Source organism: Rhizobium sp. 10N427, from assembly GCF_056394605.1.
Window position 1 is genome coordinate 131,334 of the sequence record NZ_JBFTID010000013.1, and the last position, 19,311, is coordinate 150,644.

The window sequence follows — 19,311 nt, forward strand, 5'->3', positions numbered from 1 at the left end:
CCCTCCGGGCTTCTTTTTTTATTTGGAGTTTTTAGGAGTGGGTTGCGGCGCTGAGATCGCTGCGGTCGAGTGCGCGAATCTGCTCAACACAGTCCTGAACGGTAACACCTTTTAGCACGCCTGCGACCGCACTGTCGGCCTGCGCGCTCAGCTGATCCGAGACAGCACCGATATTGCGGGTGACCGAGCAGATCGAGGGAATGCCTCCCCTTGCCGACCAGGCCTTCTGCTCCGGCAGCACGCTGCCATGAATGTCGAGAAGCTTGATGTCAGGTGCCGGCCTTGCAAGGCGTATCCCGCCGTTGACCCCGTCGCTGGAGACGAGGATGCCGGATTTCGACAGAGTCGAGACGATTTTTCTGACAAAACTGGGGTTCGTGTCGAGACTGACGGCCAATAACGGGCTCGTCGTGCGAACGCCCGCAGCCTCGTTGACCGCGACCGTCACTACGATTTGCAGCGCTGTCGGAAACCGTGTGTCACTCATCAATTGTGACATACCGCCGAAACAGCAAAAAATCTAGAACCACTATCGCCGATTGCTGTGAATCGGCGAGTTGCAGTTGCTAGTGGCCGCGGTCGGTCACTTCAAAACTCGTCCCTTGTCCGGTCCCAAGCAGATCGGCGAGCGTCGAAGAGAGGTCAATGCCATCGAGGTCGGCAATGGCTGCCGTGCGGGCCTTGTCGATCAGAGCATCATAGAGATAATCGAAGCTTGTCTTCGGCAGCTTGCGGGCCGGCGTGACGGCGGCATAAATTTCGGCAAGCGAGACCATGCGCGGCGACCGGGCAAGCCGGTAACCTTCATCATCGCCGCGGACAATATCTGCGAACTTCAAAAGGCCGAGGATCGCATCGGCGTCATGCTCGGCTATGCCGCCAATCCGGCAAATCTTGCGGTGCGGCGTCGTGCGCGACTGCGCCTGATTATAAGCAATAGCCAGAACGATGCGCAGCGCCGTCCTGAAAGTTTGGCTCGGCATCACGTCGCTTTCCTCCGTCTCCCGCGTATCGGGATAGGAGGCGATGCCGAAGAGGGTTTTAAACAACTCGGGGCAAGGTGTGGTCATGGTGTGTATCGGCTGTAATTTCTTGGGAGGAATTATCAAAGCAGGATCGCCGCGTATGCGCCTGGGAGGAATTGGCGCCGCGGAGGATGAAATGGAGAGGGTTATCCGTATTGTTGTCAGGATCGACGGCCGTGCGTTCGCCGTACGGTCGTCTCGTCGCTCGCACGGCGCAATCGGCCAGTCGCGATATATCACGACGCTATCTTTAACGGCTGTTCCGGAGATTTTCCATCCCCGTAACTGGAACACACTGTCCAAAAAATGTGATTAATCCAGGCGTAAATTAGTCAGCGCGAATGGGTGCAAGGCACAATCCCGCGAGATTCCGGCGACTCGTGGAATAAGAGCACCAGATGTCTGGACGCGGTCTCTACCGCGTCCAGACGGATCCTATCGATCAGACGAGATCGAAACGGTCGGCGTTCATCACCTTGTTCCAGGCGGCAACGAAGTCCTTGACGAACTTCGCCTTGGCGTCTGCCTGGCCATAGACTTCGGCGATGGCACGCAGCTGCGAATGCGAGCCGAAGATCAGGTCGACGCGGGTACCGGTCCACTTGAATTCGCCGGTCTTGCGGTCGCGGCCTTCATAAACGCCGTCCTTGCCGGAAGCAGGAGCCCATTGCGTGCCCATATCGAGCAGGTTGACGAAGAAGTCGTTGGAGAGCGTTTCCGGACGCGACGTGAAGACGCCATGCTCGGGAGCGCCGGCCTTCAGCACACGCAAACCACCGATGAGAACGGTCATTTCAGGCGCCGTCAGCGTCAGCAGCTGGGCACGGTCGACGAGCGCTTCTTCGGCCTTGAGGAACTGCTTGCGCTTGCCGTTGACATAGTTCCGGAACGCGTCAGCGCGTGGCTCCAGCGCTGCGAAGGAAGCAGCGTCGGTTTGTGCATCAGACGCATCGGTGCGGCCCGGCGTGAACGGCACGTTGACGGACTGGCCGCCGGCCTTCGCGGCCTTTTCCACACCTGCAGCACCGGCCAGCACGATCAGGTCGGCCAGCGAGAGCTTCTTACCAGTGTTCTGGGCAGCGTTGAACTCCTTCTGGATGCCTTCGAGAACGCCGAGAACCTTGGCGAGCTGGGCCGGCTGGTTGGCTTCCCAATCCTTCTGCGGGGCAAGACGGACGCGCGCGCCATTGGCACCACCACGCTTGTCGGAACCGCGGAAGCTCGAGGCGGACGCCCAGGCGGTGGAAACCAGCTCCTGCACGGAAAGACCGGTCGAGAGAACCTTCTCCTTCAGAGCGGCGATGTCCGCATCGTCGATCAACTTGTGATCGACGGCCGGAACGACATCCTGCCAGATCAGATCTTCAGCCGGAACGTCAGGTCCGAGATAGCGGGCCTTCGGGCCCATGTCGCGGTGCGTCAGCTTGAACCAGGCGCGAGCGAACGCGTCGGCAAACTCGGCCGGGTTTTCCAGGAAGCGGCGCGAGATCTTTTCGTAGAGCGGGTCGAAACGCAGCGCCAGGTCACTTGTCAGCATCGTCGGGCGATGCTTCTTCGACGGATCGAAGGCATCAGGAACCGAGGCTTCGGTGGTCTTCGCCACCCACTGCTTGGCACCCGCCGGACTTGTGGTCAGCTCCCACTCGAAGCCGAACAGGTTTTCGAAGAAAAAGTTGCTCCATTGCGTCGGCGTCTGCGTCCAGGTGACTTCGAGACCGCTGCCGATCGTGTCGCCTGCCCGGCCAGTGCCGAACTTGCTGTTCCAGCCGAGCCCCTGATCTTCGATCGCGCCGCCTTCCGGCTCGACACCGACGAGCGATGGATCGCCAGCACCATGGGTCTTGCCGAAGGTGTGGCCGCCAGCGATCAGCGCCACGGTTTCTTCGTCGTTCATCGCCATGCGGGCGAACGTGTCGCGAATGTCGCGCGCCGAAGCGAGCGGATCTGGATTGCCGTTCGGGCCTTCCGGGTTGACGTAGATGAGACCCATCTGCACAGCACCGAGCGGCTCTGCCAGCTCGCGTTCGCCGCTGTAGCGCTCGTCGCCGAGCCATGTGCCTTCAGGACCCCAATACAGTTCTTCCGGCTCCCAGACGTCGGCACGGCCACCGGCAAAGCCGAAGGTCTTGAAACCCATCGACTCAAGCGCAACGTTGCCGGTCAGGATCAGGAGGTCGGCCCAGGAAATGCTGTTGCCGTATTTCTGCTTGATCGGCCACAGGAGACGGCGGGCCTTGTCGAGGTTGACGTTATCCGGCCAGCTGTTCAGCGGGGCAAAGCGCTGCTGCCCCTGACCGGCGCCGCCGCGGCCGTCGGTGATGCGGTAGGTGCCGGCGCTATGCCAGGCCATGCGGACGAACAGGCCGCCATAGTGACCGAAGTCGGCCGGCCACCATTCCTGCGAATCGGTCATCAGCGCGTGCAGGTCCTGCTTCAGCGCATCGAGATCGAGCTTCTTGAACTCTTCGGCATAGTTGAAGCCCTCACCCATCGGGTCGGAGCGGACGGAGTGGCCGTGCAGCATCTGCACGTTGAGCTGGTTCGGCCACCATTCGCGATTGCCTCTGGCGCGCGGCGTATTACCGCCGTGCGGTACGGGACATTTGCCTGCGCTGTCGGGTTTCTGGTCGTCCATGACGTTCTCCTTGAATTATTCGATGATCTGCCGTCGACAGGGAGGGGCCATGCCTTCTGGCCGGCTGAGCGCCTCGGCGCCTCCTCCCTTACCCTCTTCTTATCGGAAGCGTGTGATAAATTTAAGTTGGATTTACTGATTGCCGCGATAAGATAAAGTTATGAAGAACCTGACATTGAAACAGCTGCGCTATTTCGAGGCGCTCGCCCGCCACGGCCGTTTCCGCCTTGCCGCGGATGCCTGCGCCATCTCGCAGCCGGCGCTATCGATGCAGATCAAGGAGCTCGAAGAGGAACTGGGAAACGATCTCTTCGAACGCAGCGCCCGCGAGGTGAAGCTCACCGCCTTCGGCCAGATGTTCGCCTCCCGCGCTCATGACATTTTACGTGCCGTCGATGAGCTCGGCGATCTCGCCCGCGCATCGCGCGATCCGTTTCTGGCGCGTTTGAGGATCGGCATTATCCCGACCGTTGCGCCCTATCTGCTTCCGGCAATCATAAACGATCTGAACGCCACATTCGACGGGATTCAGATCGACGTGCGCGAGACACAGACCGCAAAGCTCGTGCAGGAGTTGTCACGAGGCGATCTCGATCTGGCGATCGTCGCCCTCCCGGTCTCTGAACCGTCGCTGGCCGAACTGAAACTTTTCGACGAGGAATTCGTGCTCGTCCGCCGTCTGGAAGATGAAGGCCGCCCGGTGCCCGACCGCGACATGCTGCGCGAAATGCGTCTGCTGCTGCTCGAGGAAGGACATTGCTTCCGCGAGCAGGCGCTGTCCTTCTGCCGCATCGGCTCAGCGCGGCCGCGGGAAATCATGGAAGGCAGCTCGCTCTCCACGCTGGTCCAGATGGTCGGCGCCGGCATCGGCGTCACGCTAATCCCGGAAATGGCCGTCCCAATCGAAACCCGCTCGGCGCAGGTCTCCATCGCCCACTTCCAGTCACCCCGGCCATCACGCACCATCGGCATGATCTGGCGCAACTCGACACCGCTGGTCAGACAACTGATGGAGATCGGTGAGGTGATTAGGAGGTCTGCGGGGGGCGTGCAGAGGCAGCACCTTCACGTCGAGACGTGAAGGTGGCGCCTCCTTGGGACACGTTATACCCGGAGCCCCCTCACCCTGCCCTCTCCCCAACGGGAGAGGGGGATGTCAGCGCGAGCGGCATCCCTTGTTTTCCCTTCTCCCCCTGGGGAGAAGGTGCTCGAAGGGCGGATGAGGGGGCCGCTAGCACTGCGCGCGCCTCATCTGCGACACCCATCAAGCAGCAGGCTGCTTGGTCTTGCGCAGATACGGCAGCACGGTATCGAACGAACCAAACCGCGCGATCGCATCCTCGTTGGAAACGGCGGCGGTGATGATCACGTCGTCGCCCTGCTGCCAGTTGGCGGGCGTCGCGACCTGATGCTTGGCCGTCAGCTGGATGGAATCGATGGCGCGCAGTATTTCCGCGAAGTTGCGACCTGTCGTCATCGGATAGGTGAGAACAAGCTTGATCTTCTTGTCCGGGCCAATCACGAACACCGAGCGCACAGTCGCGTTATCCGCGGGCGTACGGCCTTCCGAGCTCTCGCCGGCGCCGGCCGGCAGCATGTCGTAGAGCTTGGCGACCTTCAGATCCTTGTCGCCGATCAGCGGATACTCGACCTCGAAGCCGGTCGCCGTCTTGATGTCGCCCTTCCACTTGGCGTGGCTTTCGACCGGATCGACCGAGATGCCGATGATCTTGACGCCGCGCTGGCGGAATTCGCCCTCGAGCCCGGCCATGGCGCCGAGTTCAGTGGTGCAGACAGGCGTGAAGTTCTTCGGATGCGAGAACAGCACCGCCCAGCCACCTCCGATCCAGTCATGAAACTGGATCGGACCCTGGCTGGTGTCAGCAGTGAAATCCGGGGCGACGTCATTGATACGCAGGCTCATGGAATGGGACCTTTATGAAGATGGTGGCAGCCAGGGGCTGGGAATGCCTCATGCCTGACCGGGTGAAATGTCCGCCGCTACGCTAGAGGAACTTCCCGCTCCAGTGAATGCCTTTTCGGCGGGATTTTGCTGAGATGCCGCGTCTTTGTTTTCAGCGTTTCGAACAGCCGGTAGCCGCCCGGCCAGCGGCCGTATCCGCTGGCGACGTTGATATGCCCGGCGAGCCCGGCATTGCGCAGATCGCTGCCCCAGAGCCTGGAGAACAGCGTCAGCCGCTCAAGCGACATGTAATGGTCGTTGAGGCTGCCGACCAGCATGCTTGGAAACGGCAGCCATTCCGTCGGCATGGTACCGAAACTGATCTGGCCGGGATGCAGCTTGTCGGTGACCTTGAAATCGCAAGGGGCGACCAGCAGCGCGCCCTTCACGCGCCGGGCCGCCGGCCGTCCGGCCAGACGGGCTGCCAGCAGGCAACCGAGGCTGTGGGCGACGATGAAGGCCTCGCCCGCCCGCTCCAGCTCCGTTTCCAGAGCTTCCAGCCATGGGGTGACGCGCGGATGATCCCAGTCTTCCTGCTGAACCAGACGGCTCTCGGGGTGATCCTTGAGCCAGGCGCTCTGCCAATGCGCCTCTTCCGATCCGAAAAGTCCGGGAACGATAAGTACCGGCGTCATGTCGTCTCCGATCTAGAGAATGCCGAAGGTGATGGCAAAAAGCAGAGCAAAGGAGAGCGCCGCGGCAGCCGGTGCGGCTAGATCGGCGCTGCTGCGCAGGATCCGGCCGGACGGTGAAAGCGGCGCCGGGCGGCGGTCGTCGAAAACGGCCATGCCAGCCTCCTCAATACCAGGGCCCGGACGCCGGGGTCCAATAGTAGAATTCATAGTCGCGGGCGCTGGGCTCCCGATCGCCTTCGGAAAGCAGCGCCGCATCGAGCGGCTGCGGATGGCTGAGCGCCTGCCGCAGGATCGACAGGATTTCGAATACAAGCCTCATAACCCGGTTCTCCTCATGAGATCGTCAGATCGACTGGTTGCGTCTTGCATTGGCAAGCAGGTCTTCGGCACGGGCCACCGGGCCGAAAAGCATCAGCAAGCGGTTCTGCTCACGGACAGGAAGCCGGTAGCGGCGGGAAAAATCGAAGACGTTCCAGAGCTCGTCCGCCATCCGCAAACCCAAGCCAGCGCCGCCCATGAGCGTTACTCCGCGGCTTGAAGGTTGCGGCGTGAGGCCGGGAAGAAGGCCGCCAGCTCATCGACAACGGCGCCGATCCGGCCGGACAACGGTTCCGACGAGACCTTGTAGTCGGTGAAATCACGATCCGAGGCGTAGACGGCCGTCGGCAGCGTGTGGGCCATGAAGAAACCGAACAGCGGGCGCAACTGATGCTCGACCATCAGCGCATGCCGGTCACCGCCACCGGTCGCGGTGATGATCACAGGCTTGGAGCGCAGCTCATGCGGTTCGATCAGATCGATCAGATGCTTGAAATGGCCGGGATAGGAGCCCTTGTAGGTCGGCGAGCCGACCACCAGCACGTCGGCATTGACGATATCGTCAATGACGGCGGCAGCCTGCGCATCAAGCTCCTTACGCCACAGCGACGAACCAAGCGACGGACCGACGTCGTGCAAGTCGTAGACCTTCGTCGAGAAACCATAGCTTTCAGCCGCCAAACCGGCGATATGGTCGACGAGCGCGTAGGTCTTGGACGGGCGGCTGAAGCTGCCGGCGATTCCCACGAGGCGAAGGGGCATGTCTCTCTCCTTTAATCTTGCGCTAAATATTCTCTATAAATTTAGTGCACTAAAGGAATGGAATTCCATTCTGGAGAGCGGCAGGGAAATTCGATCCCTCAGGTTGAGCTTTGTCCGGGATGGCAGTGAGCCGCAGGCGAACAAGCGCCAAAACGGTGTGAAAAGGCGCCTCTGTCAGTCAGCCTGCAGCAGCTTGCGCTGCAACTCGGCTGCGACGAAGACCGAATGCTCGGTCACCTGCGGCAGGCCCATCAGTTCGCCGAAGGTACCACGCGCCAGCGGCCCGCCGATCAGCAGCGACGGTTCGGCGTCGCCTGCCCGGCCGATCGCCTCGCAACGATCGTTGCAGGCAATGCCCAACCCCGTCGGATCGAGCTCCAGCCAGCCGGCCTCGGCCAGCTCGCTGAGCCAGAGCTGGCTCTGCAGGATGCCGCCATGCGCCGGCCCCGTGGTCACCACCACGGCGTCGAAGGTCTTCGCCAGCGTGCTGCCGTTGCGAAGCCTCAGCGTGACGCCGATCTCCTCGCCATCACGTTCTGCATCGCGCACCGACGCGGCCAGCACCGAAAGCCGCCCCTCGCCGATTGCCTGGTCGAGCGCCTCCTCCACCTGCGGAGCGATCCGGAAGCGATGCACATCCCAGAAGGGACGCAGATGCCGGACGATGCGCTGCCGCTCGGCAAGCGCAAGCCCCTGCCAGATCTGCCGTCCATGGCCGCGCACCTCGTCGATGACGGAATGCCAGCTGATGCCCGCCCTGCCCGCCTCGGCAATCGTCCGGCGAATATTCCTCAGAAGCTGCGAGGCGGTCTTCGCGGGTTGCGCCGTGGAATCACCGAACGGCTCCTGCGCCACTGCGGCATGGCCGCGCGACCGCAGACCGCGCCGGGAAGCGGAGACGATCTCGCCGTGGTGACCGGCAAGCGAAAGCGATGCGACGATATCTGCCGCCGTCAGACCATTGCCGACGATCAGCACACGGTCATCAGGGCGGATCGCATCGAGCGCGCCTGCGGCCGTCGGATCGGCAACATATCGCGGATGACCGGCGAGTGCGGCCTGCAGCCCGCGGGGTGCGGACGGTGCGGGATGCGTCGTGGCGATCACCAGATAGTCGGCGCGGGTCTCCGCACCGGCACTGTCGGAAATAACCCACTTATCCGATGTCTTCTCGACACCGGTCACCGACGCGCGCCTGTGGATGATCCTGCCCTCGTCAACGAGCGGCTGCACACGGGCGGCAATATAGGCGCCGAAAAGGCTGCGCTTCGGAAAGAGGCTGCCATCGGAGCGAACAGCCCGCGGATCGCCGGCAACGCCATCGGTGGCGGCGATCCAGTCGAGAAAATCTTCCGGCCTGTCGGGAAACAGGCTCATGCGGGCGGCCGGCACATTGATGCGGTGCGCCGCATCCGTCGTGTCGTAGGCGAGCCCGCGGCCAAGCTCCTCGCGCGGTTCGAAGACGATGATATCGGCCTGCCCGGGTGCAAGCGCTTGTGCAAGATGATAGGCGGCACCGGCGCCGGATACGCCCCCGCCAATAATTGCCACGACCTTGGAAAGACCGCCACCGCTGTTCATCACGTTATCGTACCTGGATCATTCACTGCTGCAATCCGCAATAAGGCGGATCATCATTCCGCACAACCAATATACTCTATAAAAAATGTGGAATTTTATTCGGCAAGCCCCGCCGCTTTCGCAAGAGTTTTTCTGGCCTGCATTCGAGAAGAGACACCCGTGCTTCGAAGGCGCGCCCGCGATCTGACATGCTTTTGGCTGTTTAGAGATCAATTCTCATCATCAAGACGGGACAATAATATGAACAAGACTTTCTCCACGCTCGCCCTGACGCGCCGCGCAAGCCTCGCAGCGCTCGCCGTTTCGGCCGTTGCGCTGGCAACCTTTGCCGCGCCGCTTCCTTCGGTCGCAGCCGATAAATCCATCAAGGTCGGAATCATGAGCGGCGAGGACGAAGACGTCTGGCGCGTCGTGACCGCCGAAGCCGCCAAGAAGGGTCTCAAGATCGAGACCATCGCCTTCAACGACTATACGCAGCCGAACGAAGCACTGGAGCGCGGCGAAGTCGATGCCAACGCCTTCCAGCACCAGCCCTATCTCGACAACCAGATCAAGACGCACGGCTACCATATCGTTCGGGTCGGCTATACCGGCGTCTGGCCGATCGGCCTCTACACCAAGAAGTACAAGACGGTCGCCGAGATCCCCGAGGGCGCCATTATCGGCGTGCCGAACGACCCGTCGAACGAAGGCCGTGCGCTGCGCGTGCTGCAGAACGAGGGCCTGATCAAGCTCAAGGACGGCACCGGCATTCTCGCCACCCTCGCCGATGTCACCGAGAACCCGAAGAAGCTCGAGATCAAGGAACTCGACGCCGGCATCGTCGGCCGCTCGATCGACGATCTCGACGGCGCCGTCGTCAACACCGACTGGGCACTGAAGAGTGGTCTGTCGCCGAAAGAGCGCATCGCCCAGGAGCCGATCGCCGACAACCCCTACCGCAACTTCATCGCCGTCAAGGAAGACAACAAGGACGCCGATTGGGTGAAGACGCTGGTTTCGGCCTATCAGAACGACACCGTCAAGGCCGAGTTCGACAAGGTCTACAAGGGAACGGGCCTGAGCGCCTACTAAGTCAAAATTCGCGCTGGGGGAAAGGCGCGAATCCGAGGCGGTCCGGACGTCAATCGTCCGGGCCGCCTTGGGCATTTCTGAAGGAAAGACAATGAATTCATACGTGTCCGCCCCGGCAATCGGGGCGAAGCAGGATGCCGCGGCCGATGTCGTCCGGCTAGTCGACGTCAAGCGCCGCTTCGGTGAGACGCCCGCCCTCGACGGCATTTCGCTGACGGTCAGGAAAGGCGAGATCTTCGGGATCATTGGCCGCAGCGGCGCTGGCAAGTCGACGCTGATCCGCTGCCTGAATGGTTTGGAGCGGGCCGATAGCGGCGAAATCCATATCGAGGGTCGCGATATCACCAGCCTCCCGGAAAGCGCGCTGCAGCCGCTGCGCCGCCGGATCGGCATGATCTTCCAGCATTTCAATCTGCTGTCGTCGAAGACGGTCGAGGAAAACATCGCGCTACCGCTGAAGATCGAAGGCGTGGCGAAGGCCGAACGCCTGAAGCGGGCACGCGAACTGCTCGATCTCGTCGGTCTGGCAGACAAGGCAAAGGCCTACCCCTCATCGCTGTCAGGCGGCCAGAAGCAGCGCGTCGGCATCGCCCGCGCGCTCGCGGCTCGCCCGGCTCTGCTTCTCTCCGACGAGGCAACATCGGCGCTCGATCCGGAAACCACCCGTTCGATCCTGGCGCTGCTGAGGGACATCAACCGCAAGCTCGGGCTGACGGTGGTGCTGATCACCCACGAGATGGAAGTGATCCGCGGCATTGCCGATCGCGTCGCCGTCATCGACGCAGGCAGGATCGTCGAAGAAGGTCAGGTCTGGTCGGTCTTCGGCAATCCGCAGAGCACTATCACGAAGAGCCTGCTCGGCAGCATCCGCCCGCAGCTTCCGGAGCATATCGCCGCCAGGCTTTCGCCCGATACCGGCACCGAAGTGATCCTCAGCGTCGATCTCGCCGGACCGGAGGCGCAGGGCGCGCTGTTTGCCGATCTTTCGGCAGCGCTCCCGCATTCCTTCCGCCTCGTCCATGGCGGCATCGATCACATTCAGAACCAGCCGGTGGCGCGCTTCTTCATCGCCGTCCCGGCCCGCGATCCCGGCCTCAAGGACAAGGTCGAACAATTTCTGACGGCCCGCTCGGCGCGGGTGGAGGTACTCGGCTATGACACCGATCATGCTTGACCTGCTCTTGCGGTCGCTCTGGGAAACCATCCTGATGACCGCCGCATCCGGCATCATCTCGCTGGTCGCCGGCCTGCCGCTTGGCCTGGCGCTGGTGCTGACGGCCCGCGGCGGCATTGCCGAGAACCGTTGGATCAACAGCGTCCTCGGTGCGGTCATCAACGGTTTCCGCTCGGTGCCCTTCATCATCCTTCTGGTGGCGCTGATCCCGCTAACACGGCTGATCGTCGGCACCGCACTCGGCACCTGGGCAGCGATCGTGCCGCTGGCCATCGCCGCGACACCCTATTACGCCCGCATCGCCGAAGTGTCGCTACGCGAAGTCGACCGAGGTCTGATCGACGCCGTCCGCGCCATGGGCGGCAATCGCTGGACGATCATCCGCGAGGTGCTGGTGCCCGAAGCCCTGCCCGGCATCGTCGCCGGCTTCACGGTAACGCTGGTGACGCTGATCGGCGCCTCGGCCATGGCCGGTGCGATTGGTGCCGGCGGCCTCGGCGATCTGGCGATCCGCTACGGCTACCAGCGCTTCGAGACATCGGTAATGATCGCCGTCGTCATCGTGCTCATCGTGTTGGTCTGCGGCATCCAGTGRCTCGGCGACCGGCTGGTGGAGCGGCTGGATCACCGCTGAAACTTAGCCAGATGTCAGAGGGCGCGCCGCGCAGCCGGCGCACCCTCTCGCTCACTCGATCCACTCCAAGCTGAAGCTCAGCCTTGAGAGCACCAGGGCCATCTCGTCGGTGCGATCTTGCGACAGGCGGCCGATGCCGCCGATGCGCTCCCAGAGTTCCAGCATCTGTTGCCCGAGATCGCAGGCCTCGCAACCGCGAGCCAGAGCAGCTCTACTCTGGCGTCAAAACTTGAACAGCCTAACGCTTTATCGCGCGAAGAGCGGCCAAGACTTCCCCTGCGACAGTCTTCCAGGTGCGCAGCCGGGGCTTGGCCCCCGCTATCTGCTGCCGCAAGCTTTCGCGGTACGATGTATCCTGCATCAGCTTATCGACCAGCGCTGCCAACGCATCTGGATCATCCGGATCGAAATAGAGACCCAGGTCACCGCAAACTTCGCGCAGGACCGGGGCGGTCGAGCAGATCGCCGGCGTTCCGCACCACAGTGCTTCACCGGCAGGCAGCCCCCAGCCTTCTATGCGGCTCGGAACCACTACCGCGAGGGCATTGGTATAAAGACGGACGAGATCGGTCTGATTGGGGTTCTTGGCAAAAATGATATGGTCACGAATTGGGCGCAACGCGGCCTGCTCCGCGTAGCGCTTAAGTCTCTTCCGGGGAGCACCGGCAAGAACAAGATTGGGAACTTCACGGCCTGCTGCCTTCATCCGCAGCAGTGCATTAAACACCACCTCGATATTCTTTCGGCCAAGATTAACCCCCACGGAAAGCAGGTAAGGTGCCGCAGGCAGGCTGATTTCCGGAGCCTCGACACCATCAGGACAATGGTGAACCAGCGGGACGACCGCGACCGGCCCCGGTTTCGGCAGCGTTCTTGCCGCAGCAAAGCGTCCCAGTTCGTCCCTTGTGAATTCGGAATTGGCGAGGATCAGTTTCGACCGCTCGATAACGAAGCGGTTGTCCCGCAGGAAATTGCGGTCGAAACGACGGAACCGCTTTGTGGCACCATTATGCAATGGCATAAAATCATGAAGCAGCGGCACGACGGCCGCCTGGGATCCAGCATTCTTCAGTGCCTTGATCATGTCGACGATCAACTTCGGCCGCCCCGCCGAAACGAATAACCCATCCTGGATATCGATCTTCGAAAGGCTACTTGCGTTCTTCTCCCAGAGCCGTTTGTTGCGCCTTGATGCCATCGAGATATTGAGCAGATGCGCAATGCCCGACAGCAGAAACGCTCCGCCGTAATATGTCCGAAACCAGCGCTGCCCGACATTTTCCGGCAAATCAAATACCACCGTGCCATCGTCGGCCCTGTGCCATTTCACTTCGTAAAAGCATCGCGTGCCGAAAGAAAAAACAACGAAGCGGATATTCTCATCAAGTGGAGCAGCCTCTTTGCCGACCTCGACAACCGTCCGGGCAATGCCATAATTTTGGATGCGCCGAGCCGAAGCAGATAGCAAAGCTTCTGTAACATCGAAGAAAACGGTATCTTGCGGCATCAGTTGCACTCGTTCTGCGGGCGTTTTGCTCGAACCATATCGCTTGTCAGAGCGAACAAGAAGCCGAGCAACAAACTGAAATAATGCAGGTAGAAATCGAGACTTAGAAAAGAATCGAAGACCATCGCTATGCCCCAAAGCCCGGTGACAGACAACGTCAAAACTGCCCGGTTAGCGGGTGGAAGACCATAGGAGAGCAGATAAGGCGTGAACAAGAACAGCAAGCCAAAACATAAGAAAACGATCCCCCCAGTCACCAGCCACGACAGATACTGATTGTGGTTATGCTCGAAACCAAACCGATCTTGAATGATCGACCGAAGTGACAGTGCACCGTGACCAAAGAAAGGCGCTTCGCGAATAGCTTTTATTGAAACAGCCCACATATCCAGACGTAGCGTTATCGAAGGATCACCAGACCGTTGGGCTGCTGCACGCTCCGCTTCAGCGCGCAACGCAACACCTTGGCCCTCATTGGTTTCAATCTGAACTGCGGTTCCGGGCTTGGCGCCATCTGTCGGCGCTTCCGCATCGATTGCATAAGCGTTGCCAAAAATATCGAAAACTGCTGGAAGCCTGCCAAAATTATTGCATCCCGTTGCTGCTTGGACTGGCAGGCAGAGCAACATCCCAACAGCTGCCGAGGCCAAGAGCTCATTTGCTGTGGGAAGTGCGGCTAGAAACTTTCGTGACAGGCGCAACAGCATAAATGTTGCAAGCACTCCAAACTGTGCCACTGCGACACCGCGTGAGCCCGTGTAGCCGAGTACGACAACGATGCTGAGCGAGATCAGCGCAAGGCGTAGGAAACGCGCGCGTCTCGATGAATCCTCCCAGTCAAGGAGCAACAAGAAGGCCAGAGTCGTGAAGATAACCGCAGGAATAAACGGCCAAGCTGCTTCCGCCCTTACGCGGCAGCTATCCCGGATGCCGAGAAACATGTAACCGCTGAGCACAGCGAAGGCAGCGACAAGCGACCAAGGAGCGACAACATGAAAGCGACCATACAAATTCTTGATCTGCTGGCCGCGTAAAAAACCAATCGCGAGCATAGCAATTGCGATCGCATAAAGTTCCAAATCTGGGTTACGAGGCGGCTTCTCGCCGGCCTGAAGACCTGGATAGAAAACTAAAAGCAGAAGGCAGAAAGCAAAATAGCCCGCGGCCGGCAACGCAAAGCGCAGGATTGCGCTGCGCGAGCTTGCGTAATCAGATTTGTTCCAGAAGATCACTATCGGCACGACACCGACGACGACCAAATAAGGCACTATCTTGCCGGCAAGGAAAAGCGCGAACACCAAACCGACGATGAACCCATCGTCCAGAACCGCCCGCACCTTGGAAAACATAGCCGCCTCACATGCCAATATTCAGGAGCCGGAACTGCATTGTCCAGCATCGGTTGCGATGCAAATAAGCTGCATCGCCGCAGTGTGGCAAGCATTGTTTTCAAAACCCGGGCAGCAACCGAAAGTACATATTGACGGTCGAAATGGCATCCGGCATCGGAAACCGCTAGCTCGATCTCGATGCTCGAAGACAAGCCGACCGCCAACATATCCTGTCGCTGCTATTTACGGAGCGGAATTTCTCATCTCAGCCATTCGCATGGCGTCCTTACCAATAAAAATACGATATTGATCTTGCGAGAACACAGACGCTTCCGGAATGGCGACCTGATGGGTTTTGCGGTCCGGTTCAAGCTTTCGACTTCCGTTTCGATGCTTACTTTAGCGCGGCATCACCCTTTCCCTTGCCGATTACAGAGCCCAGGATCATGGCAATGTCATGCCAGAGGCTGGCGGTCTCCACATACTCGGCATCGGCGGCCGCAAGTTTTTCCGGGGTCGACATGTCAATACCGGCGATTTGCGCCAGACCGGTGATGCCCGGGCGAACAACAAATACACCCTTGGCTCTGCGCGCAGCGATGACATCAGACTGGCTCGGCAGGCAGGGACGCGGGCCTACAAGGCTCATCTCACCTTTCAGCACGTTAACGAGCTGCGGCAACTCATCGAGCTTGTAGGCACGGAGCGTCTTGCCGATTGGCGTGATCCAGGCTTCTGCGGCATCATGAGAACCTACGTTTGGCGTGCCTGCCGCCATCGTCCTGAACTTCAGGCACGTGAACGGAACCTCGCCTCGTCCCACTCTCTGTTGACGAAAGAACGCGCCGCCGGGCGATGAGTGCCGGACCGTGACAGTGAGCACAAGCAGAACGGGGGACAGAACGACCAAGCCGCCCGCCGCCGCACAAAAATCAAATGCCCTCTTGATCCGTTGGTTGAGCTTGCTTGTCATATCACTCCTCGGCGTATTGTGCGAGGTCAAGCGTTCGTGACAGCGCGTCGCCCATCTCAAATGGCGGTGTCCAGCCAAGACGGCGGTTGGTTTCGGAGATGTCGACCTCTAGCGAGCGCGTAAGACGATGGACCAGTTCGCGTTTTCCCGTAGCGCTCCCCACGAGCTCCAACAGTGCTGGCGGAAACGGCAGCAGCGAGGTCGACGAGCCGGTTGCCGCCGCAATCATGCGCACCAGTTCGGGCGTAGATGGACTCTTCCGGTCGGCAACCATGAACGTCCCACCTGCGGCATCCGGATGGGTGGCTGTGGCCACGATCAGATCGGTTAAGTTCTCAAGATACACCATCGAGCGGCGGTTATCGATTGAAGCGAAGGGTAGCGGCAAGCCGCGTTGCACCAGCCGCACAAGTGCCTGGAAGCTTCCGCGCATACCGGGGCCGTAGACCAAGGGAGATCGAATGACGGCGATTTCCATTTTCGTGCTGTTGTTAAGGGGGGTGAGCCTTTGTTCGGCTTCAAGCTTGGTTCGGCCGTAATCACTTTGCGGAGCAGGGTTACCCGCAGCCGTGAAGGGCTTGCCCCTGGCCGTCTCCTCGCCGTTCGCCTTGATCGAGCTGAGAAAGACGAACCTTCTGACACCGGCAGCCGCTGCCTGACGCGCAAGATTAATGGTCCCCTCGACATTCACCGATCGATACTCGGCGAAAACCGCTGTCGAGCCTTCGACAACGTTTTGATTAACGGCCGCTAGATGGATGATGACATCAATACCTTCCAAGGCGGCAGACCAGTCGGTCGCGCCGTGAATGTCGCCTACAGACACGAGACCTGCGCTTCTGCTCGTGCCACGAAACGGAATCGCGCGTTGCTGCAAAGTGCGCAAAAGCCCCCGACCGACGAAGCCAGAGGCGCCGGTTACGAGAAACATCTCAGCCTCCGGCATCTACTTTCTTGCGAGTTGGAAAACGTCATTGAGAAACCTCCTGCCGGAGTGCGACGAGATCAACTACACGGTCCATAGGACTATATCCCGGCACCAAATCGCTCAGTGCCGCCTTCAGTCGCCTGGCGTCACCATCCCGCGCGAATTGCGAGAGTGTTTCGAGTTTGCCCGACAGTAGCGACCAGTTAAGGAACTGCTCGCGCGCACGCCAGATCTTGAGGTGGTCGGTAGCCTCCGGATTGTCGTTGATCAGCAGCTCTTCGTACAATTTCTCACCCGGTCGAAGTCCTGTCGTCACGATGCTAATGTCGCCGCCCGGGTTTTGCCCGTCCTGGACGGTCAGGCCGGACAGCTCAACCATGCGACGCGCAAGATCGATGATCTTGACCGGCTCGCCCATATCAAGCAGGTAGACATCACCGCCGGTTGCCATCGCGCCTGCCTGGATAACAAGCTGCGCGGCTTCCGGCACAGTCATGAAAAAGCGCGTGATCTCCTCGTGCGTCAGTGTGATCGGTCCACCCCGACTGATCTGTTGTCGGAAGAGCGGCACGACGGAACCGGACGATCCCAGCACGTTGCCGAAGCGTACCATGGAGAAGGTCGTGGGCCCGCGCTCCTCGGCGAGCGCCTGCAGAATCATTTCGGCCAACCGCTTCGTCGCGCCCATGACATTGGTCGGCCTGACGGCTTTGTCCGTGCTGACCAGGATCATGCGCTCGACGCCGGCTGCCAGGGCGGCCTTCGACACTGTCAGCGTTCCAAAGACATTTGTCTTCACGCCTTCGGCGGGGTTCTGCTCCACCAGCGGCACATGCTTGTAGGCTGCAGCATGATAGACCGTGGCAGGCTTCCAGGTCTGGATGATCGTATTGATGCGATGCTCGTCGCAAACATCAGCAAGTAGAGGAACAATCGGAAATGACGGCTCCACATCCTCGCCGGCCAATTCACCCTGAAGAGAGTAGATGCCGAACTCGTTCTGATCCAAAAGCAGGAGCGCCTTGGGACTCAGCCTGGCAATCTCGCGACACAACTGACTGCCGATGGAGCCGGCGGCGCCCGTGACTAGGACGATCCGATCGCGAACGTTATGTTCCAGCAATCCGGTATTCGGTTTGACGGCCGTGCGCCCCAGAAGGTCCTCGACATCCAGGTCTTGAAGATCCGTCAACTGTGCCTGACCGGTTGCCAGCGCGCTGATATCGGGAACCGTCCGCACGGCGACCTTCGCCGAGCGTAGGCGCTCGATGATTTCGTTGCGCCGACTGCGATCGATTTGTGGAAGAGCAAGAAGAACGGTCTTGACTTCGAGATCCCCGCACACCTTCTCGATCTTATCGGGGCTGTAGATCTTCACGCCATTGAGCGACATGCCATTCAGGCCATTATCATCATCAAGGAAGCCGACAACCTTGAACTCGGCGGAATGTCCCAAAGCGCTCACGAGCTGCCGCCCCTGCGAGCCGGCACCATATACCAGAGTACGTATCGGCGCGGCCTGACTGAGGATTTCGCTATAAGCGTCGTAGAGGAAATAGCGCGCCACAAAGCGCGACAGACCAACGGCGAGCAACAACAGCATCGGCTGCAATATTCCGACCGTACGAGGCACTGTCGGCACGCTTATGACGGTGAATATTACCATATAGACGAGACCGTAGATCAGCACACACTTGATGATCGTCGAAAAGGCGGCCCAGCCCATGAAGCGGAATATCGCGCGATAAAGCCCAAACGTAATGAACAACGGCAACGCGATGACCAGCGATACTGGGATCGTCAAGAACTGCACGCCCGACAGCGCGTACCAATCGTTGAAACGAAAGCAGAATGCGAGCCACACGGTCAAGATGCACAGACACGCATCAAACAGCAGCGCGATGACCCGTTTCGCCGGCCGCGGGAACGCAAGTATAAGCTGTGCGGATTTATCGAACATCAGTGGGCTCCGTCGCAAGCCTTAAAGAAGCAAGCGAACGTGAAACGGCGAAGCGGGCCGGAGCGAGATAGCGACATGCTTTTGCCAATACCAGCCACGGGTCGCGGGGGGAAATCCATCATCACTGCTCGCCTGATCATGTTATCGACCGGAAATTTAGAAGTGAAAAAACTCACCCCACGCAACAAAATGTGGGTAAGCATCACGGACGCCTACCTGAGCTCACATCTAAAAGGCATGGAAGAGTGCGCCGTCAAGCAACGTCAAAAAAGCCGCTCCTTCATATCTAAGCTCGGAACGCTCAATAGGTCGTTGCATTTCCCTTTTCAAGGACGATCTTCGGAAGTCACCCCGGGGCGGCGGAGACCGGATCAAAAAGATCCCAATAGAGATAGCGCCTTACGAGTTTTCGTCTGAGGATTTGGATGCACGCACCGAACATCTAGACTTCAGCGGAAACGATTGATTTATCCCAATCGCTGCCCGGTCGCCTACATCTACCAAGATGGGTGGATGCGCGCTCCACAACTCCGCGACACGACAGTGCTTCGAAGCCCGTTTCCTCGTCTGTTCGCTTGAATATCTCCAGCGTAAAAGACCGACCTTTAGCTGCGTGCCGAAGCCGAGGCCCGCGTAGAAGAATGGCATAATAGCCGCTACGCCTTCATGGGGTCCCCATTGGCAGTACTTTGAACAAGACTAGCCGGACCACCAAGCCAAGCGCATCGACAACTATAGAGCGTTTTCGCCCTGTAGTCTTCTTGCCCAAGCCGCCCCCAATCCCGCCGCGTTCAAGCGGACACTCTGACTG

At 60.0% G+C, this 19,311-nt stretch carries 19 protein-coding genes; 4 read left to right on the forward strand and 15 right to left on the reverse strand.

Features of this window, described 5'->3' with window-relative positions:
• Positions 1-31: 31 nt before the first annotated feature.
• From AC1DIJ_RS23480 to katG, 3 genes are all read right to left on the reverse strand, one after another.
• Complete coding sequence (locus AC1DIJ_RS23480; RefSeq protein ID WP_162706083.1) at positions 32-487, reverse strand: RrF2 family transcriptional regulator; 456 nt, start codon at positions 485-487, stop codon at positions 32-34.
• A gap of 79 nt (positions 488-566) precedes the next feature.
• Positions 567-1,265, reverse strand: a complete 699-nt coding sequence (locus AC1DIJ_RS23485; RefSeq protein ID WP_148194320.1) for a helix-turn-helix domain-containing protein — start codon at positions 1,263-1,265, stop codon at positions 567-569.
• 202 nt (positions 1,266-1,467) lie between these two features.
• Entirely contained in the window at positions 1,468-3,660 is a 2,193-nt protein-coding gene (gene katG, locus AC1DIJ_RS23490; RefSeq protein ID WP_112390342.1) for a catalase/peroxidase HPI, read from the reverse strand.
• 160 nt (positions 3,661-3,820) lie between these two features.
• On the opposite strand from katG, the gene AC1DIJ_RS23495 reads away from it, so the two are divergent.
• Positions 3,821-4,741: a hydrogen peroxide-inducible genes activator gene (locus AC1DIJ_RS23495; protein ID WP_112390341.1), complete on the forward strand. Its 921-nt coding sequence runs from the start codon at positions 3,821-3,823 to the stop codon at positions 4,739-4,741.
• A gap of 183 nt (positions 4,742-4,924) precedes the next feature.
• Here the strand turns inward: AC1DIJ_RS23495 and AC1DIJ_RS23500 are convergent, their stop codons facing one another.
• The 7 genes from AC1DIJ_RS23500 to AC1DIJ_RS23530 form a co-directional block, all read right to left on the reverse strand.
• The gene (locus AC1DIJ_RS23500; protein WP_112390340.1) at positions 4,925-5,584 is read right to left on the reverse strand and encodes a peroxiredoxin; all 660 of its coding nucleotides are present in this window, start codon (positions 5,582-5,584) and stop codon (positions 4,925-4,927) included.
• 77 nt (positions 5,585-5,661) lie between these two features.
• A complete protein-coding gene (locus AC1DIJ_RS23505; protein WP_112390339.1) occupies positions 5,662-6,258 on the reverse strand; it encodes an RBBP9/YdeN family alpha/beta hydrolase in 597 nt (198 codons plus the stop codon).
• 12 nt (positions 6,259-6,270) lie between these two features.
• A complete protein-coding gene (locus AC1DIJ_RS23510) occupies positions 6,271-6,411 on the reverse strand; it encodes a hypothetical protein (protein ID WP_310293858.1) in 141 nt (46 codons plus the stop codon).
• A 10-nt stretch (positions 6,412-6,421) separates the two neighbouring features.
• Positions 6,422-6,577, reverse strand: a complete 156-nt coding sequence (locus AC1DIJ_RS23515) for a hypothetical protein (protein WP_162706082.1) — start codon at positions 6,575-6,577, stop codon at positions 6,422-6,424.
• 24 nt (positions 6,578-6,601) lie between these two features.
• Entirely contained in the window at positions 6,602-6,775 is a 174-nt protein-coding gene (locus AC1DIJ_RS23520; RefSeq protein WP_162698748.1) for a hypothetical protein, read from the reverse strand.
• A gap of 5 nt (positions 6,776-6,780) precedes the next feature.
• Positions 6,781-7,338 carry an FMN reductase gene (gene msuE, locus AC1DIJ_RS23525; RefSeq protein ID WP_112390338.1) on the reverse strand — a complete coding sequence of 186 codons (558 nt, stop codon included), beginning with the start codon at positions 7,336-7,338 and terminating at the stop codon, positions 6,781-6,783.
• A gap of 174 nt (positions 7,339-7,512) precedes the next feature.
• The gene (locus AC1DIJ_RS23530; RefSeq protein WP_112390337.1) at positions 7,513-8,919 is read right to left on the reverse strand and encodes an FAD-dependent oxidoreductase; all 1,407 of its coding nucleotides are present in this window, start codon (positions 8,917-8,919) and stop codon (positions 7,513-7,515) included.
• Positions 8,920-9,159: 240 nt separating this feature from the next.
• Between AC1DIJ_RS23530 and AC1DIJ_RS23535 the strand changes: the two genes are divergently transcribed.
• The 3 genes from AC1DIJ_RS23535 to AC1DIJ_RS23545 all read left to right on the forward strand — a co-directional run bounded on the left by AC1DIJ_RS23535 (position 9,160) and on the right by AC1DIJ_RS23545 (position 11,801).
• A complete protein-coding gene (locus AC1DIJ_RS23535; RefSeq protein ID WP_112390336.1) occupies positions 9,160-9,993 on the forward strand; it encodes a MetQ/NlpA family lipoprotein in 834 nt (277 codons plus the stop codon).
• A gap of 91 nt (positions 9,994-10,084) precedes the next feature.
• Entirely contained in the window at positions 10,085-11,167 is a 1,083-nt protein-coding gene (locus AC1DIJ_RS23540) for a methionine ABC transporter ATP-binding protein (protein ID WP_112390335.1), read from the forward strand.
• Positions 11,148-11,801: a methionine ABC transporter permease gene (locus tag AC1DIJ_RS23545; RefSeq protein ID WP_477831565.1), complete on the forward strand. Its 654-nt coding sequence runs from the start codon at positions 11,148-11,150 to the stop codon at positions 11,799-11,801. Before AC1DIJ_RS23540 ends, AC1DIJ_RS23545 begins: the two co-directional genes overlap by 20 nt.
• A 238-nt stretch (positions 11,802-12,039) precedes the next feature.
• On the opposite strand, the gene AC1DIJ_RS23550 is transcribed toward AC1DIJ_RS23545, so the two are convergent.
• From AC1DIJ_RS23550 to AC1DIJ_RS23570, 5 genes are all read right to left on the reverse strand, one after another.
• On the reverse strand, positions 12,040-13,308 hold the full coding sequence (locus AC1DIJ_RS23550) for a glycosyltransferase family 4 protein (protein ID WP_112390333.1): 1,269 nt from the start codon (positions 13,306-13,308) through the stop codon (positions 12,040-12,042).
• Positions 13,308-14,657 (reverse strand): O-antigen ligase family protein, encoded by a 1,350-nt coding sequence (locus AC1DIJ_RS23555; protein ID WP_112390332.1) that lies wholly within the window; start codon positions 14,655-14,657, stop codon positions 13,308-13,310. The genes AC1DIJ_RS23550 and AC1DIJ_RS23555 overlap by 1 nt, the downstream gene beginning before the upstream one ends.
• Before the next feature lie 376 nt (positions 14,658-15,033).
• Positions 15,034-15,612 (reverse strand): sugar transferase, encoded by a 579-nt coding sequence (locus tag AC1DIJ_RS23560; RefSeq protein ID WP_112390331.1) that lies wholly within the window; start codon positions 15,610-15,612, stop codon positions 15,034-15,036.
• A 1-nt stretch (position 15,613) separates the two neighbouring features.
• Positions 15,614-16,543 (reverse strand): NAD-dependent epimerase/dehydratase family protein, encoded by a 930-nt coding sequence (locus tag AC1DIJ_RS23565; protein ID WP_112390459.1) that lies wholly within the window; start codon positions 16,541-16,543, stop codon positions 15,614-15,616.
• A gap of 40 nt (positions 16,544-16,583) precedes the next feature.
• The gene (locus tag AC1DIJ_RS23570; protein WP_112390330.1) at positions 16,584-18,500 is read right to left on the reverse strand and encodes a nucleoside-diphosphate sugar epimerase/dehydratase; all 1,917 of its coding nucleotides are present in this window, start codon (positions 18,498-18,500) and stop codon (positions 16,584-16,586) included.
• Between the last annotated feature and the right edge of the window lie 811 nt (positions 18,501-19,311).